Genomic DNA, 15,038 nt, shown 5'->3' with positions numbered 1-15,038 from the left:
CCCTTATCTATACGGCGAAGTCAGAAAAAAAACCCTTTATTTTATCCAAGAAACCACGTTTCTTAGGGAAATTTTCTGCCTTTTCCGTAGTTGCGAACTTACGGAGTAATTCCTTTTGTTCTTCTGATAGATTTTGTGGAGTCTCTACAGAAACTCGAACGAGTAAATCCCCACGTCCTCTACCATGAACATTTGGAAATCCCTGATTTTTAATTTTAAGAATCGTGCCGCTTTGGATTCCTTCGGGAACCGTAAGGCGACACGTACCTTCCTTCAATAGTGTAGGGATTTCTTTTTTCATTCCTAAAGCTGCATCGACAAAACCGATAGGCAACTCTAAAATCAGGTCATCTCCACGCCGTTCAAAAACAGGGTGCGTTTCCACATCAATAAAAACATAAAGATCTCCAGGGGGAGCACCATTTTGTCCGGCATCTCCGTAACCTTCCATCTTTAAGCGCATGCCAGAATCGACTCCAGCAGGAATCTGCACATGAACGTTTCGCTTATCTTTAACTCTTCCTTGTCCTCGACAGTTTGAACAAGGATCTGTTATCACGCGCCCTTCTCCACCACACTCAGGACACGTTGATGCCATAGAAAAGAATCCACGACTTTGAACAATCTGCCCAGAACCTTTGCATCGATCGCAACACTTGATTCCCTGCTCACTGGCAGCACCACTACCTAAACAAGTTTCACAAGTCTTATATCCAGAAACAAGAAGTTCTTTTTCTACACCGCGAGCAGCTTCTTCAAATGTCAGGGTAATATGAACTTTCTTACTAGCTCCCTGACGAGCTCCCGCTGGATCTCCGCGCATTCCAAAAGCTTCTCCAAGACCACCAAATAGGCCTTCGAAAAAGCTTCCACCGCCACCAAATTCTCCACCAAAGGCTCCCATAAAGGTACGTAGAGCATCTTCCATATTGCCCATACCCGCACCACCGAAACCACCGGCTCCAGCAAAAGGTCCATCTTTACCGTAACGATCGTAAGATTCTCTCTTTTGAGAATCACTCAGAACTTCATAAGCTTCAGAAACTTCTTTAAAACGCTTCTCAGCTTCAGCATCCCCTGGGTTTTTATCAGGATGATACTTAACGGCCAACTTACGATAAGACTTTTTAATTTCCTCGGGAGAGGCAGTTTTAGAAACACCTAAAACATCATAGTAATCCATAAATCAAACACCACTAGAGGGGATATTTTTCTAACGACTGCGGTATTTAGCTGCGGCTTTAGATTTAGCTCGCTTCTTTACTGAAGGTTTATCATAAAACCTGTGTGCTTTAGCAGCCTTTAAGATCCCTTCTTTGTCAACTTTCTTTTTCAAAATTCTCAGAGCTCGATCTACAGGCTCACCAACTCTAACTTTAACACTGGGCATGCATTACCTTATTTCGCATAATAATCACTGTTAAGCCTAACACAACACAGCTATACGTCTCACTCTGCTATGTTAGAGGCGCCTCGATTGTAACATCAGATCTATTACCCTTCAAGAGTTAGTTGACGTGCAACGCACTGAAAAAGTGGTAGGATTGATTTTAACCTATCGCATCTGCCAACGGAAGTATCTTTGAGCTAAAAAAAACAAGAACAACTACGGTAATCTGGAGTTAGTTGCTGACTACACTCTAAAAGCATAAGTTGAGATACGACATTCCGCCTAATATGATCTACGGAAGGCGCTGTTTTTTCTATGTGGATTCTATTTGAAAAACTATCAATGAAAAGTTGTGGATTAGGAGAAATGACGTGATAGCAATTATTTGCTAAACAATACTCGGAAGCTTCGTCGTAGGGTAATAAAATTCCGGGACCAACCCCGTTCTTTTCATAAATAAACCCATCTTCCGAGAGATCTGAGCTAAGAGTTAGTACTCCGCCCTTCTTTCCTAAAGGAAGCATTAGGGCCTTACCCTTATCTTTAGGAGTCAGATACCCCTCTAAGGAACTATAACCTATCATAGGTACCTTTCTAGATAGAGCTAACCCCTGAGCAAAGGACAAACCCACTCGAGTTGCAGAAAAATTTCCTGGTCCCGCGGCAACTCCGATCCCCTGAAAACATAAAGAACTATTTTTAAAAATAAATTCTAGAACCAATCCCTGATCCGGACCAACGGGTAGATGCCAGTGTTTTAATACCTTCTGGTGATCTACATAAGCTAAAAATGGTTGATACCCAGAAGTATCAATAATAACGTATCTATGAAAATGCATAATTCAAATTAGAATCGAACAGGTAAACTATAGCAACTAAAAAACTTTTAATCAAAAAAAATAACAAAACTAAATAATAAATAAGCAGTTCTAAGGATTTAGAATTACTTAAACCCAGCGTACAGACACAACAAATCCGAAATGGATTTATTGCTCTAAAAACTTTTTTATTTAGAAAATGTCATTATTTTAATCGAACGACCGCCTACTCTCTTATTGCAAAGAAAGCTCAGAATGCCCTTCATAAACTAAGGAGTCTATAAAAAATTTCTTAATTATTAAAAAACGTTTTATAAATTCCAAATACTCCAAACAGTTAGTAATGAAGATGATCCTGATGATCTGAAAATCATTCTAAATCAAGATCTGATAAAAAAACATGAGAAATTATTTAACATGAAACATATAGGTAAAAACCTTCTAAGATTGTTTTTTTTAAAAATCAGGAAAAACGATTTGCGTTAAACCCTCATCTTTTTTAATTCTTATTCCTTGGCTCTGCTGTTTCTCTAGTAGTTGTGTAGGTGCACTAATTTCGATTATTTTGTAATATGTCGAAAAGAGGATCTTTATTGTTGAAAGTGCTGCCATCAATAAGTTATCAGAGCAACTTAGATAAATGTATCCGATGATTTTAGTATAAGGACAATTGTGGACTCTACAATAAATAACGACTCTCAGATCTTGGATCCTAATCCTGAAGAAGTAGAAAAACTTTTAGATGAATCCGAGGAAGTCGAAGAAAAATCGGACGATCGCTCCCTACCTTCCGATTTATTTATTCTCCCACTGAACAAGCGTCCTTTTTTCCCAGGTATGGCAGCTCCGATTCTTATAGAATCAGGCCCTTATTATGAAGTTCTAAAACTCCTAGCAAAATCCTCACAAAAATATATAGGGTTAGTTCTTACTAAAAAAGAAGATGCTGATATTTTAAAAGTTGGTTTTAACCAACTCTATCGCGTAGGTGTGGCCGCACGTATCTTGCGTATCATGCCTATAGAAGGAGGCAGCGCACAAATATTGCTCAGTATAGAAGAACGTATTCGCATTGTAGAACCTCTCAAAGATAAATATCTCAAAGCTCGCGTCTCCTATCATAAAGATAATAAAGAACTAACTGAAGAGCTAAAAGCGTATTCTATTAGTATTGTTTCTGTAATCAAGGATCTTTTAAAACTTAATCCTTTATTTAAAGAAGAACTTCAAATCTTTCTTGGACATTCAGATTTCACTGAGCCAGGCAAGCTTGCCGATTTTTCTGTAGCACTAACAACAGCTACCAGAGAAGAACTTCAAGAAGTTCTTGAAACAACGAATATGCACGATCGCATTGATAAAGCTTTGATCTTACTTAAAAAAGAGCTAGATCTTAGCCGCCTACAAAGTAGCATCAATCAAAAGATCGAAGCAACAATCACTAAAAGCCAAAAAGAATTCTTTTTAAAGGAACAGCTAAAAACGATCAAAAAAGAGCTGGGATTAGAAAAAGAAGATCGAGCTATTGACTTAGAAAAATTCATGGACCGATTAAAAAAACGTCAGGTCCCTGATTATGCTATGGAAGTTATCCAAGATGAGATAGAAAAGCTTCAAACTTTGGAAACATCATCAGCAGAATATACCGTATGTCGTAACTATCTAGACTGGCTAACCATCATTCCTTGGGGAATTCAAAGCAAAGAATATCACGATCTCAAGAAAGCTGAAGTAATTCTCAATAAAGACCACTATGGTTTAGAAGATATTAAACAACGCATTCTAGAACTCATCAGCGTTGGAAAATTATCCAAGGGTCTTAAAGGGAGTATTATTTGCTTAGTAGGCCCTCCAGGAGTAGGTAAAACAAGTATTGGCCGTAGTATAGCAAAAGTTTTACATCGCAAATTCTTCCGTTTTTCAGTAGGCGGAATGCGTGATGAAGCCGAGATCAAAGGGCATCGACGCACCTATATTGGTGCTATGCCAGGAAAAATGGTCCAAGCATTGAAACAAAGTCAAGCTATGAATCCCGTCATCATGATTGATGAAGTTGATAAAATTGGTGCGAGTTATCATGGTGATCCTGCATCAGCTTTATTAGAAGTTTTAGATCCGGAACAAAATAAAGACTTTCTAGATCACTACCTAGATGTCCGTGTAGACCTATCTAATGTTCTATTTATTTTAACAGCAAACGTATTAGATACTATCCCTGATCCCCTTTTAGATCGCATGGAAATTCTACGTCTTTCGGGTTATATTCTTGAGGAGAAGCTACAGATAGCAACGAAATACCTTGTTCCTCGAGCACGCAAAGAAATGGGGTTAACTGCTCGTGAGATCGCATTCCAACCCGAAGCTTTAAAGCACATGATTAATAATTATGCTCGAGAAGCGGGTGTACGTACATTAAACGGTAATATTAAAAAGGTCTTAAGAAAAGTTGCACTTAAAATAGTTAAAAATCAGGAAAAGACACATCCAAAACATACGCAATACAAAATTAATGTAAGGAATCTTCAAGATTATCTAGGTAAACCTATCTTTTCTAGTGATCGTTTCTACGACAACACACCGGTAGGTGTTGCCACTGGTTTAGCTTGGACATCTCTAGGAGGCGCTACTTTATATATTGAGAGTGTTCAGGTTCCTTCAATAAAAACTGATATGCATCTTACAGGGCAAGCTGGAGATGTAATGAAGGAATCCTCTCAGATTGCTTGGACATATCTTCATAGTGCATTAGAACGCTATGCTCCTGGTTATAGCTTCTTTTCTAAATCTCAGGTACATATCCATATTCCTGAAGGAGCAACACCTAAAGATGGTCCTTCAGCAGGTGTAACAATGGTAACATCTTTACTATCCTTACTTTTGGACACACCTATTTTAGAAAACTTAGGTATGACAGGAGAAATTACCTTAACAGGTCGTGTGTTAGGAGTTGGAGGAATTCGTGAAAAACTCATAGCCGCACGTCGATCACGCCTCAATGTCTTAATCTTCCCAGAAGATAACCGTCGTGATTATGAAGAACTTCCTGCCTATCTAAAAAAAGGTCTGAAGATTCATTTTGTTTCACACTATGATGATGTTTTCAAAGTTGCTTTCCCGCACATTAATTAACTCTTACAAGATAATTTAGAGCCGTTTTTTTATAAACTAACGGTTCTAAATTATTGATAGAAAAAAAACTGTATATTTACAAACGTTCACAAAATTCCTAAACTGCACATTCTTAAAATAAACCCGTGTCGTAGACTTTTATGACTTTCCCTGGATTAACTCCCAATGTTGCTATCCAAAAAAATCATACTAATCATGTTATAACAACAGATCCAGAGAAGAAAGTAGACGGTAAGAATGGTGGCAGCCTTATCTCTTTGATCTGTATGCTCGTCTTAGCTCTACTCACAGTGGTCATGATCGGAGGCTTTCTATCTACACCATTTTTTCCTGAAGGGATTTATATCGGTATTACAGCTCTAGCCTCGCTTCTTATAGGCATGATACTATTCCCCGTAATTATGAGCTGTTTATCAAAACCTCCTGTTCCTGTACGTCCTAAAGATTTAGACTTATCTAAGCTAGACACACGACACAACCGTCTACTTCATGAAATCATCAAAGATGATGAAAAAAAATATGCTCAAGAACAGGAAGAAAAAACCCAACGAAAACAACGAAAAACTTCAAAAATGCGTTCTCAACAGTTGGCAACTCAAAAGACATCTTCTTCTGAAACACCACAACCACGAAGAAAAACCTCAACAATCTTAAACTTGATTCGACCTAAAACTTGCTCTTCTAACACATCCTCTCTCGATTCTGACTCAGATTCCGATTCTACTATAACCAACAAGCGTCCGCATGCTGTAACTAAACCTGTTCTACCTAGGAAATATAAAGATTATCACAACTGTGTAGATTAAATTAAAAATAAGATTCGCATTATCTATAGACAAGTTCTAGTAGAGTATTTTTACTAGATTAGTTTATTCTATTTTTTTCCCCAGAACTTTTCTCCTAAATTTATGAGCTGTAGAGAATTAATTATTTTGGGTTGCTCTAGTCAACAACCTACGCGAACGCGAAATCAAGGAGCTTACCTATTTCGCTGGAATAATGAAGGTTTGCTTTTTGATCCCGGTGAGGGAACGCAAAGGCAGTTTATTTTTGCTAATATTGCACCTACCGTAGTCTCTAGAATCTTTATCAGCCATTTCCATGGGGATCATTGTCTAGGTTTAGGCTCCATGCTTATGAGGCTAAACCTAGATAAGGTTACCCACCCCATACATTGCTACTATCCAGCTTCTGGGAAGAAGTACTTTGATCGACTACGTTATGGGACTATTTATCATGAAACTATTAACGTTATAGAGCATCCTATAGATAAAGAAGGGGTTGTTGAAGATTTTGGAAATTTTCGTATTGAAGCGCGAAAACTTGATCATCTTGTAGACACTTTAGGATGGAGAATTACTGAACCCGACACGATAAAATTTATTCCAGAGAAAATCAAAGCTTCAGGATTGCGCGGGCCCATCATGCAAGATCTCATTCGCAATGATCAAGTAACAGTAAATGGAAACATTGTATATCTTAAAGATGTAAGCTATGTGAGAAAAGGAGATAGTGTTGCTGTTATTGCCGATACGCTGCCTTGTCAATCTGTTATAGATTTAGCTAAAGATGCAAGAATCATGTTATGTGAAAGCACGTATCTTGAAGAGCATCGTCATTTAGCAGAAAGTCATTACCACATGACAGCAAAACAAGCAGCTACGCAAGCTTTAGCTGCTGGAGCCCAACAACTCGTGCTTACACACTTTTCAGCACGCTATTTAAATGCCAAAGAGTTTGAATTAGAAGCTGGAGCAATTTTCCCTAATGTTGCTGCTGCTGAAGAATTCCGTAGCTATTCCTTTCCTAAAAACCCTTCTTCTAAATAAATCTTCATAAGAAGATACTTTGGAAAAGTACTTGGGAAAACTATGGTTTCAGCTTTTTATGCTTTTCTTGATTATCTAAAAAATATAAAAACGGCATCTCCTCATACTTTAAGAAACTACTGCATAGATTTAAATAGCTTCAAAAGCTTCTTAGAAAAACGGAGCAAACTCTCCCCATCTACTCCTATCTGCTTACTTTCCAAAGAAAGAAAAGAAACTGAGCTTCCCTTTTCTTTATTTACGAAAGATCTAGTACGTCTCTATATTTTAGAGTTGATGCAAGAAAATAAAGCAAAACGCACGATAAAACGGCGCCTTTCAGCAATTAAAAGTTTTTCACAATATTGTATAAAAAACCGTATCATCCTTGAAGATCCTACAGAAGCAATTCATGGGCCTAGATTACCTAAGGAACTGCCCTCACCTATTACCTATGAACAAGTAGAGATCCTCATGGCTACTCCTGATTTATCGAAATATACAGGATTTCGTGATCGTTGCTTATTAGAACTATTCTATAGCTCAGGATTACGTATTAGCGAAATTGTTGCTATCAATCATTGGGATATCGATTTTAATTCTAATCTTATCCGCATCCAAGGGAAAGGGAAAAAAGAACGTCTTGTCCCTATTACTCCTCATGCAGCTCAATGGCTACAACAGTACCTAAATCATCCTGAGAGATCTGATATAGAACAGGATGCTCAAGCAATTTTTTTAAATCGTTTCGGGAAAAGATTAACTACTCGTTCTATTGATAGGAAATTTCAAAAATATCTTCGTCAGTCAGGCTTATCAGGGAATATCACTCCTCATACGATCCGTCATACGATTGCTACACACTGGCTAGAGAACGGTATGGACTTAAAAACAATTCAAGCACTTCTTGGGCATAGTTCTTTAGAAACCACAACTATCTATACTCATGTATCTATGAAGCTTAAAAAGCAAACTCACGATGAGTCTCATCCTCATAGCTAAACCTTAGGCAAACCTCTTGTGCTCTAAGACCCTCTTTGTTATGCTAGATGCTATGAGCATCGTACTTGATAAAATCGGCAAAACTTTAGGCACACGCGTACTGTTCGACGACGTTTCTGTCGTCTTCAATCCTGGAAATCGTTATGGATTAACGGGACCTAACGGCGCGGGGAAATCTACGTTATTAAAAATTATCACAGGCTTTGTTGAACCTACTCGCGGATCAATTTCCTTACCTAAAAAAGTCGGTATCTTACGACAAAATATTGACAGCTTTGGTGATATTTCTGTCATAGATTGTGTGATTATGGGCAATGCCCGTCTATGGGATGCTTTGCAAAAAAGAGATGCCTTATACTTAGAAGAGTTCACCGATGCTATTGGTATCAAACTTGGCGAGATGGAAGAAATCATCGGCGAGGAAAACGGTTACCGAGCAGAATCTGAAGCTGAAGAACTTCTCACAGGTATTGGCATTCCTGAAGAATTATTCAATAATAAAATGTCCACGATTCCTATAGATTTGCAGTTCCGTGTGCTTTTATGTCAGTCTTTGTTTGGTCATCCAGAAGCCCTACTTCTTGATGAACCTACAAACCACTTAGATATCCATTCGATCAATTGGTTAGGAAATTTTTTAAAAGATTACGATGGTACTGTAATTGTTGTTAGCCATGACAGACACTTTTTAAATACCATTACTACCCACATTGCTGATATTGATTATGATACCGTCATTATTTACCCTGGCAATTACGATGCCATGGTAGAGATGAAAACAGCTTCTAGAGATCAAGAAAAAGCCGATATCAAATCTAAAGAGAAAAAAATTGCCCAGCTTAAAGAGTTTGTCGCTAAGTTTGGAGCAGGTTCTCGAGCAAGTCAGGTGCAATCTCGCTTAAGAGAAATTAAAAAACTCCAACCTCAAGAATTAAAGAAATCCAATATTCAGCGTCCTTACATACGTTTTCCCTTATCAGAAAAAGCTTCTGGGAAAGTAGTCTTTTCTGTAGAAGGTATCACCAAAAGTTATAATGATGAAGATCCTGTATTCCGACCTTTCTCTTTAGAGATTTATCAAGGAGATAAGTTAGGAATTATTGGGAATAATGGTCTTGGAAAAACTACATTAATGAAGCTTTTAGCTGGTGTTGAGGATCCTACTCAAGGATCTATAAAAATTGGTCATCAGGTTGCTTATTCTTATTTTCCCCAAAACCACTCTGATGTTTTAAAAGATTGTGGAGATGAGACACTCTTTGAATGGTTGCGCAACCGCAAAACAGGTATTAACGATCAAGAGATTCGCAGTGTTTTAGGTAAGATGTTGTTTGGTGGTGATGATGCCTTCAAGCAAATCAAGGCATTGTCTGGGGGAGAAACAGCACGTTTGCTGATGGCAGGGATGATGTTGGAAAATCACAACGTACTTATTCTTGATGAAGCAAACAACCACTTAGACCTAGAATCTGTTTCTGCATTAGCTTGGGCCATTAATGATTATAAAGGGACATCCATATTTGTTTCTCATGACAGAACTTTAATCGAAGAGTGTGCAACCAAGCTTCTTATTTTCGATAAGGGTAAAATTACTTTCTTTGATGGAACAATGGCAGACTATACAAGTAGCAGCAAGCTAGCCTAAGCCATATAGAAGTCTAGAACATATTTTATTGAGGGCGTATGGAACCACAATTAATCTTAGGTTCTTCTTCTCCACGAAGAAAATCAATTCTACAATACTTCCGTATCCCTTTTACTTGTATTTCATCAAACTTTGACGAACATACCATTCCCTATCAAGGTGATCCCATTGCGTATTCACGAGAATTAGCCGTAGGGAAAGCCGAATCTATAGTTAAAGACTATAATCCTGAAGGTTTGATCCTTACTGCCGATACTGTTGTCGTCTATAAAGGGAAAATTTTCAATAAGCCGGGTTCTTATGATGAGGCTATTGAGATGTTGAAAACATTAAGTGGTCAAACACATTCCGTAATCACTAGTATTGCTCTTCTTAAGAATCAGAAATTGGTAACTGGAGAAGAAACAACACAAGTGACTTTCACTCCACTTCCCGAAGAATATTTAGGAAAATATGTCGAGGCATTTTCTACTTTGGATAAATGTGGAGGCTATAGCATCCAAGAGGGTGGGGGATTAATTATTCATAATATCCAGGGTTGTGCGTATAACGTCCAAGGTCTTCCTATTAAAACATTGAAACATCTCTTGTTGGAGTTCGATATTAACTTATGGGATTATCTCGTTTAATCGCATCTCTAGGATTACTATTAAGTTTTCCTAGTTTAGTATTTGGCAATTTCCCTGATCCTGTAAGTCATAAGATCCTTTACACCAGCCAAAAATCTGTAGAACAAGCTCTTGTTGCCTATTTAGAAGCTTTAGATACCCATGGGGAACACGACTTTCCTCTATTAAGAAAAATCTCTGAACGCTGTTTAAGACAAGGACTTCGCTCGGAGGATCCTTATGTGAGAAAAAGTACAATTATAGGTGCGGGTATTGTAGGTTCTTCAGAAGCTTTGGAGATTCTCTCACAAGCTATGGAAACAGAAGATCCTCTGCAGCAATTATTAGTATTATCCGCTTTATCTTCACATCTAGGAAAAACATCTGATGAACTTTTATTTAAAGCTCTCGCTTCTACCTATCCTGTGATTCGTTTAGAAGCTGCCTATCGCTTGGCAGGATTAAAAAATATTAAAGTTATCGATTATCTCCATTCTTTCATTCATAAACTTCCAGAAGAAATCCAATGTCTTTCTGCAGCTATTTTCTTAAGATTAGAAACTGAAGAATCAGATACGTATGTACGTCAGTTACTCTCATCTACGAAAAGTACGACAAGAAATTACACAGCCCTACTTATTGGCGAATATCAACAAAAACGATTTCTCCCCACATTACGGAATTTATTAACAAGTACCTCTCCTTTGGATCGTGAAGCTGCTGTTTATGCTTTAGGTATGTTAAAAGATGGTCAAAGCTACCAAGCTATAAAAAAGTTATCAGAGAGAAACGATCCTGATTTATCCTTAGCTGCCGCTCAGGCATTAATTGCTATTGGTAAGGAAGAGGATGCTCTTCCTATTTTTGAAAAGCAGGTGCAAGAAGAACGTTCGAACGCTTTATATACAGCACGATTATTATCAAAAGAGGTGGGTACTCCCCTAGTGCTCCCTATATTTTTGAATACTAAAAACAGCGAAGCGAAGTTAAATGCCGGCTTAGCATTAATACATTTAGGATGTGATCATCCTCACCTTCTTGACTACATTACAGAATGGTTGATACAACCCCACTATAGCCAAGCACTCATCCCCGCGTTTTCTAAAGGACGTGCCACACAAGCATGGAAGTATCGGGGGATTATCCTCCCTATAAATCCTATAGAACGTGCTAAGGCTTTATCGGTAATTCAAAGTTCTGAAGAGCAGATTCTTGTTTCCCTATTACAGCTTCCTAAAGAAGCTTATCTTCCCTATATAGAAAAGATACTGTTAAGTCAAAAAACTACCCTTGCTTCTAAGGCAATAGCCTTTTTAGCGCATTCTTCACATCAACAAGCTTTAGAAATTCTTTCACGAGCTTCTCAGCTTCCTGGAGAACCTGTAATTCGTGCTTATGCTGATTTAGCCTTATATAACCTTACTAAAGATCCTGAGAAAAAACTCTCTTTACATCGTTATGCTCAAGATCTCATTCAAGAAACCTTATTGTTTATTGATACGGAAGATAAACAACCACATCCTGATTCTCCCTATCTCCGTTATCAAATTACTCCAGAGACACGAGCTAAGCTTATGTTAGATATCCTTGAAACTCTGGTGGCCTCGAAAACTCATGAAGATATCCGCTTACTCATCCAGCTTATGACACAAACGAAAGCAAAAAATAGTCACATCCTAGCTGGTCTATTGATGAAAATCATAGAATGATGGGAGATATATGAAACGTTATTTCCCTTATTTCCTTGTATCTACCCTCCTGGCATTTTCATCTTCTACTGACGCGTTAACGCATAAGGAAGCGGCAAAGAAAAAAGTCTCTTATCTTAGCCATTTTAAAGGGTTATCAGGAACTTTAGATATCGAAGATGGTGTGCTTAATATTCACAACAATCTTCGTATACAAGCAAACCGTGCCTATGTAGATAATGTTCCCGATCGTGGGATGAAGTTAATTGCCCACGGCAATGTTATGGTCAATTATCGAGGAAAGACATTAGTTTGTGATTACCTAGAGTATTATGAAGATACTGATTCATGTCTTTTGACAAACGGTAGATTCGCTATGTATCCATGGTTTTTAGGAGGGTCTATGATGACACTGACCCCAGAAACTTTGATTATCCACAAGGGGTACATATCTACATCCGAAGGCCCTAAAAAACATATTTGCCTTTCCGGAGATTATCTAGAATACTCTTCTGATAATGTACTCTCAATAGGGAAAACAACATTTAGTATTTGTAATGTGCCTATACTTTTTCTTCCGCAATTTTCCATTATGCCTATGGAAATCCCTAAACCTCCGATTAATTTCCGTGGAGGTACGGGAGGTTTTCTAGGATCATATTTAGGGGTTAGCTATTCACCAATTTCTAAAAAGCATTTCCAATCTACTTTTTTCTTAGACAGCTTTTTTAAGCACGGCATTGGTGTCGGCTATAACATGCATTTTTCTCAAAAAGACAATCCTGAAAATGTCTTTAATATGAAAAGTTACTATGCTCATCGCCTGGCAATTGATATGGCAGAACCTCGAGATCGCTATCGCTTCCATGGGGACTTTTCTCTATCGAGAAAACAAGCGAAATTATCAGGAGAATATCATGTTAGTGATAGTTGGGAAACCGTTGCGGATATTTTCCCTAACAATTTTTCGTTAAAGAACACGGGTCCTACACAAGTTAGCTTTACATGGCGAGATACATTATTTGATGGGAGTTTATCTTCTTCTGTAAAGGTAAATCCTTTCCAGAATGTAAATCAAGAGCTCCCCTATTTATCTTTGAAGCAGCATCCTGTAAATATTAAAAATACAGGCATTTTTGTTGAGAACCTATTTGAGTGTGGGTATTTAAATTTTGCCTTCAGCAATAATATTCCAGGATCAAACTTCTCCTCATTACGAGCTTCGGCATCTCCTAAAATCTACCGTACGATTCCTCTGCTTATAGGAACGTTAACACCAACAGTATCCGCATCTGCAATTTACTATAGCAACGTTCCGAAAACTTCCCTACGGCATTGCCAAGCTTCTGCGCAGGTAAATTTAGATTATCGTTTCTCAGCATATAAAAATTACCTACATACGAAACATATTATAGAACCGTTTGTTTCTTTTACCTCAGCAACGCATCCTTTAGCGAAAAATCATGAGCACTATATCTTTTCTATAAACGATGCCTTCTCCTCACTACATTTATGTAAATTCGGTATAGAATCTTCTATATTGAATAGAGTTTCCCCTAGTGCTCCTCGAGCATCAGCGAAACTTTGGACAACACAAATCTTTAAAAATACATTTGCTAGATCAACATTCCCAAAAACAGCGTGTACGATTTCCTTACCTTTAGACCGTAAAAACACCTTATCTTTAGACGCTGAATGGATATGGAAAAAACATTGCTGGGATCATATGAATCTCCTCTGGCAATGGGTAGGCAGTGATAATATAGGCTTAACCTTAGAATTCCTTCATAGAAGTAAGTACAGCCTTCTTAAATGCGATAAGGAAAACTATATCTTAGATGTTAGCCGATCTCCTGAAGAACTTTTTAATTCTCCTCTATCCGATCGTAGGAACCTCATTTTAGGGAAAGTTTTTGTTCGTCCTCATCCCTGTTGGAATTACCATCTAACACTAAGGTATGGCTGGCATAGAACAAATACACCGAGCTATCTTGAATATCAGATGATTTTAGGAACAAAAGTCTTCGAACACTGGCAGTTATATTCTGTTTATGAAAAACGAGAAGCGGATAACCGCTTCTTCTTCTATCTAAAACTAGATAAACCTAAACGTCCGTTTAATAAATAATCTTGGATAAGAAAGATAAGGATTCTCGTAAGACTTGAGGAATCCTTTACATGATGAACACAAATCTTAGGGAATTAAGAGGCGCGGTCTTCTTCTTTTAAATGGGCGTTGTAACGACGTCGTATCTTTTCTAATGCTGCCTTAAATTTTTTGGGATCTTTAGGATCTTCCATCTTATCAATGTATAAAACACCATGAAGATGATCATTTTCATGCATGATAATACGTGCTGGAAATCCTTCTAAACGCTCTATGAATTCCTGACCATCAAGATTAAGAGCTGTTACAGTAACACTTCGAGGACGATAAACATCCGCACGTAATCCAGGGATGGATAGACAACCTTCCCTACCAATTACAAGATCTTCAGAAGCGTCAGAAAGAACAGGATTAATGTATACCTTAGGAAAATCACAAAAGATCAAATCTCCATCTTCTGTCTCTCCCTCAACACACATAACAAAAAGACTTACACTCTGCCCTACCTGAGGAGCAGCTAAGCCTACACCTTTATGAGCCACCATAGTCTCATACATATCCTGAACTAACTGACGAATCTCAGCAGTAATTTCAGGGATTATATCAGCCTTTCTACGTAACGTATGGCTGCCGTAATATTCTAATTCTTTAATCATTATTCATCACCCGCAGATTAAGCTACTAATTAGCTTCTTCTATTAAATAGAAGGGACAGATCGTAGGTAATGGTGAAGGATGCTCTATCTCTTCCTGAACTTCTTCTACAGAAAACATTGTAGAGAAGGGTAGTAGACCACAGAGACAAAATATATAAAAGATTTTTTTCATAAGATCATGACTGTT

13 protein-coding genes are annotated in these 15,038 nt (G+C 37.8%); 8 read left to right on the top strand and 5 right to left on the bottom strand.

Features of this window, described 5'->3' with window-relative positions; translation table 11 throughout:
- Positions 1–7: 7 nt before the first annotated feature.
- The 3 genes from dnaJ to O1W69_RS03760 form a co-directional block, all read right to left on the bottom strand.
- Positions 8–1,183 (bottom strand): molecular chaperone DnaJ, encoded by a 1,176-nt coding sequence (dnaJ, locus tag O1W69_RS03770; protein ID WP_375793230.1) that lies wholly within the window; start codon positions 1,181–1,183, stop codon positions 8–10.
- A gap of 30 nt (positions 1,184–1,213) precedes the next feature.
- Positions 1,214–1,390, bottom strand: coding sequence for a 30S ribosomal protein S21 (gene rpsU / locus O1W69_RS03765; RefSeq protein WP_006343002.1), 177 nt, complete (start codon positions 1,388–1,390; stop codon positions 1,214–1,216).
- Between the two features lie 197 nt (positions 1,391–1,587).
- Positions 1,588–2,229: a tRNA threonylcarbamoyladenosine biosynthesis protein TsaB gene (locus O1W69_RS03760; RefSeq protein ID WP_375793229.1), complete on the bottom strand. Its 642-nt coding sequence runs from the start codon at positions 2,227–2,229 to the stop codon at positions 1,588–1,590.
- Between the two features lie 651 nt (positions 2,230–2,880).
- On the opposite strand from O1W69_RS03760, the gene lon reads away from it, so the two are divergent.
- The 8 genes from lon to O1W69_RS03720 all read left to right on the top strand — a co-directional run bounded on the left by lon (position 2,881) and on the right by O1W69_RS03720 (position 14,216).
- Entirely contained in the window at positions 2,881–5,337 is a 2,457-nt protein-coding gene (lon, locus tag O1W69_RS03755; RefSeq protein ID WP_375793228.1) for an endopeptidase La, read from the top strand.
- 140 nt (positions 5,338–5,477) lie between these two features.
- Entirely contained in the window at positions 5,478–6,143 is a 666-nt protein-coding gene (locus O1W69_RS03750; protein WP_375793227.1) for a hypothetical protein, read from the top strand.
- A gap of 102 nt (positions 6,144–6,245) precedes the next feature.
- Positions 6,246–7,166, top strand: coding sequence for a ribonuclease Z (locus tag O1W69_RS03745; protein ID WP_375793226.1), 921 nt, complete (start codon positions 6,246–6,248; stop codon positions 7,164–7,166).
- 42 nt (positions 7,167–7,208) lie between these two features.
- The gene (locus tag O1W69_RS03740) at positions 7,209–8,147 is read left to right on the top strand and encodes a tyrosine recombinase XerC (RefSeq protein ID WP_375793225.1); all 939 of its coding nucleotides are present in this window, start codon (positions 7,209–7,211) and stop codon (positions 8,145–8,147) included.
- Positions 8,148–8,199: 52 nt separating this feature from the next.
- The gene (locus O1W69_RS03735; RefSeq protein ID WP_375793997.1) at positions 8,200–9,792 is read left to right on the top strand and encodes an ABC-F family ATP-binding cassette domain-containing protein; all 1,593 of its coding nucleotides are present in this window, start codon (positions 8,200–8,202) and stop codon (positions 9,790–9,792) included.
- Positions 9,793–9,830: 38 nt separating this feature from the next.
- Positions 9,831–10,421 (top strand): Maf-like protein, encoded by a 591-nt coding sequence (locus O1W69_RS03730; protein ID WP_375793224.1) that lies wholly within the window; start codon positions 9,831–9,833, stop codon positions 10,419–10,421.
- The gene (locus O1W69_RS03725) at positions 10,403–12,109 is read left to right on the top strand and encodes a HEAT repeat domain-containing protein (RefSeq protein WP_375793223.1); all 1,707 of its coding nucleotides are present in this window, start codon (positions 10,403–10,405) and stop codon (positions 12,107–12,109) included. The genes O1W69_RS03730 and O1W69_RS03725 overlap by 19 nt, the downstream gene beginning before the upstream one ends.
- Before the next feature lie 10 nt (positions 12,110–12,119).
- On the top strand, positions 12,120–14,216 hold the full coding sequence (locus O1W69_RS03720) for an Organic solvent tolerance protein OstA (RefSeq protein ID WP_375793222.1): 2,097 nt from the start codon (positions 12,120–12,122) through the stop codon (positions 14,214–14,216).
- A 74-nt stretch (positions 14,217–14,290) separates the two neighbouring features.
- Here the strand turns inward: O1W69_RS03720 and def are convergent, their stop codons facing one another.
- The gene (gene def, locus O1W69_RS03715) at positions 14,291–14,851 is read right to left on the bottom strand and encodes a peptide deformylase (protein ID WP_375793221.1); all 561 of its coding nucleotides are present in this window, start codon (positions 14,849–14,851) and stop codon (positions 14,291–14,293) included.
- Between the two features lie 25 nt (positions 14,852–14,876).
- On the bottom strand, positions 14,877–15,023 hold the full coding sequence (locus tag O1W69_RS03710) for a hypothetical protein (RefSeq protein WP_375793220.1): 147 nt from the start codon (positions 15,021–15,023) through the stop codon (positions 14,877–14,879).
- Between the last annotated feature and the right edge of the window lie 15 nt (positions 15,024–15,038).

The sequence above is a fragment of the Chlamydia sp. 12-01 genome (assembly GCF_042234205.1).
In the GTDB taxonomy this organism is placed as follows: domain Bacteria; phylum Chlamydiota; class Chlamydiia; order Chlamydiales; family Chlamydiaceae; genus Chlamydia.
Note: the sequence above shows the minus strand (reverse complement) of the source record. Positions and strands in the feature narration are given on the sequence as shown.

Coding starts and splice junctions, on each gene's coding strand:
- dnaJ (WP_375793230.1), bottom strand. CDS start 1,183: ATGGATTACTATGATGTTTTAGGTGTTTCTAAAACTGCCTCTCCCGAG.
- rpsU (WP_006343002.1), bottom strand. CDS start 1,390: ATGCCCAGTGTTAAAGTTAGAGTTGGTGAGCCTGTAGATCGAGCTCTG.
- O1W69_RS03760 (WP_375793229.1), bottom strand. CDS start 2,229: ATGCATTTTCATAGATACGTTATTATTGATACTTCTGGGTATCAACCA.
- O1W69_RS03750 (WP_375793227.1), top strand. CDS start 5,478: ATGACTTTCCCTGGATTAACTCCCAATGTTGCTATCCAAAAAAATCAT.
- O1W69_RS03745 (WP_375793226.1), top strand. CDS start 6,246: ATGAGCTGTAGAGAATTAATTATTTTGGGTTGCTCTAGTCAACAACCT.
- O1W69_RS03740 (WP_375793225.1), top strand. CDS start 7,209: ATGGTTTCAGCTTTTTATGCTTTTCTTGATTATCTAAAAAATATAAAA.
- O1W69_RS03735 (WP_375793997.1), top strand. CDS start 8,200: ATGAGCATCGTACTTGATAAAATCGGCAAAACTTTAGGCACACGCGTA.
- O1W69_RS03730 (WP_375793224.1), top strand. CDS start 9,831: ATGGAACCACAATTAATCTTAGGTTCTTCTTCTCCACGAAGAAAATCA.
- O1W69_RS03725 (WP_375793223.1), top strand. CDS start 10,403: ATGGGATTATCTCGTTTAATCGCATCTCTAGGATTACTATTAAGTTTT.
- O1W69_RS03720 (WP_375793222.1), top strand. CDS start 12,120: ATGAAACGTTATTTCCCTTATTTCCTTGTATCTACCCTCCTGGCATTT.
- def (WP_375793221.1), bottom strand. CDS start 14,851: ATGATTAAAGAATTAGAATATTACGGCAGCCATACGTTACGTAGAAAG.
- O1W69_RS03710 (WP_375793220.1), bottom strand. CDS start 15,023: ATGAAAAAAATCTTTTATATATTTTGTCTCTGTGGTCTACTACCCTTC.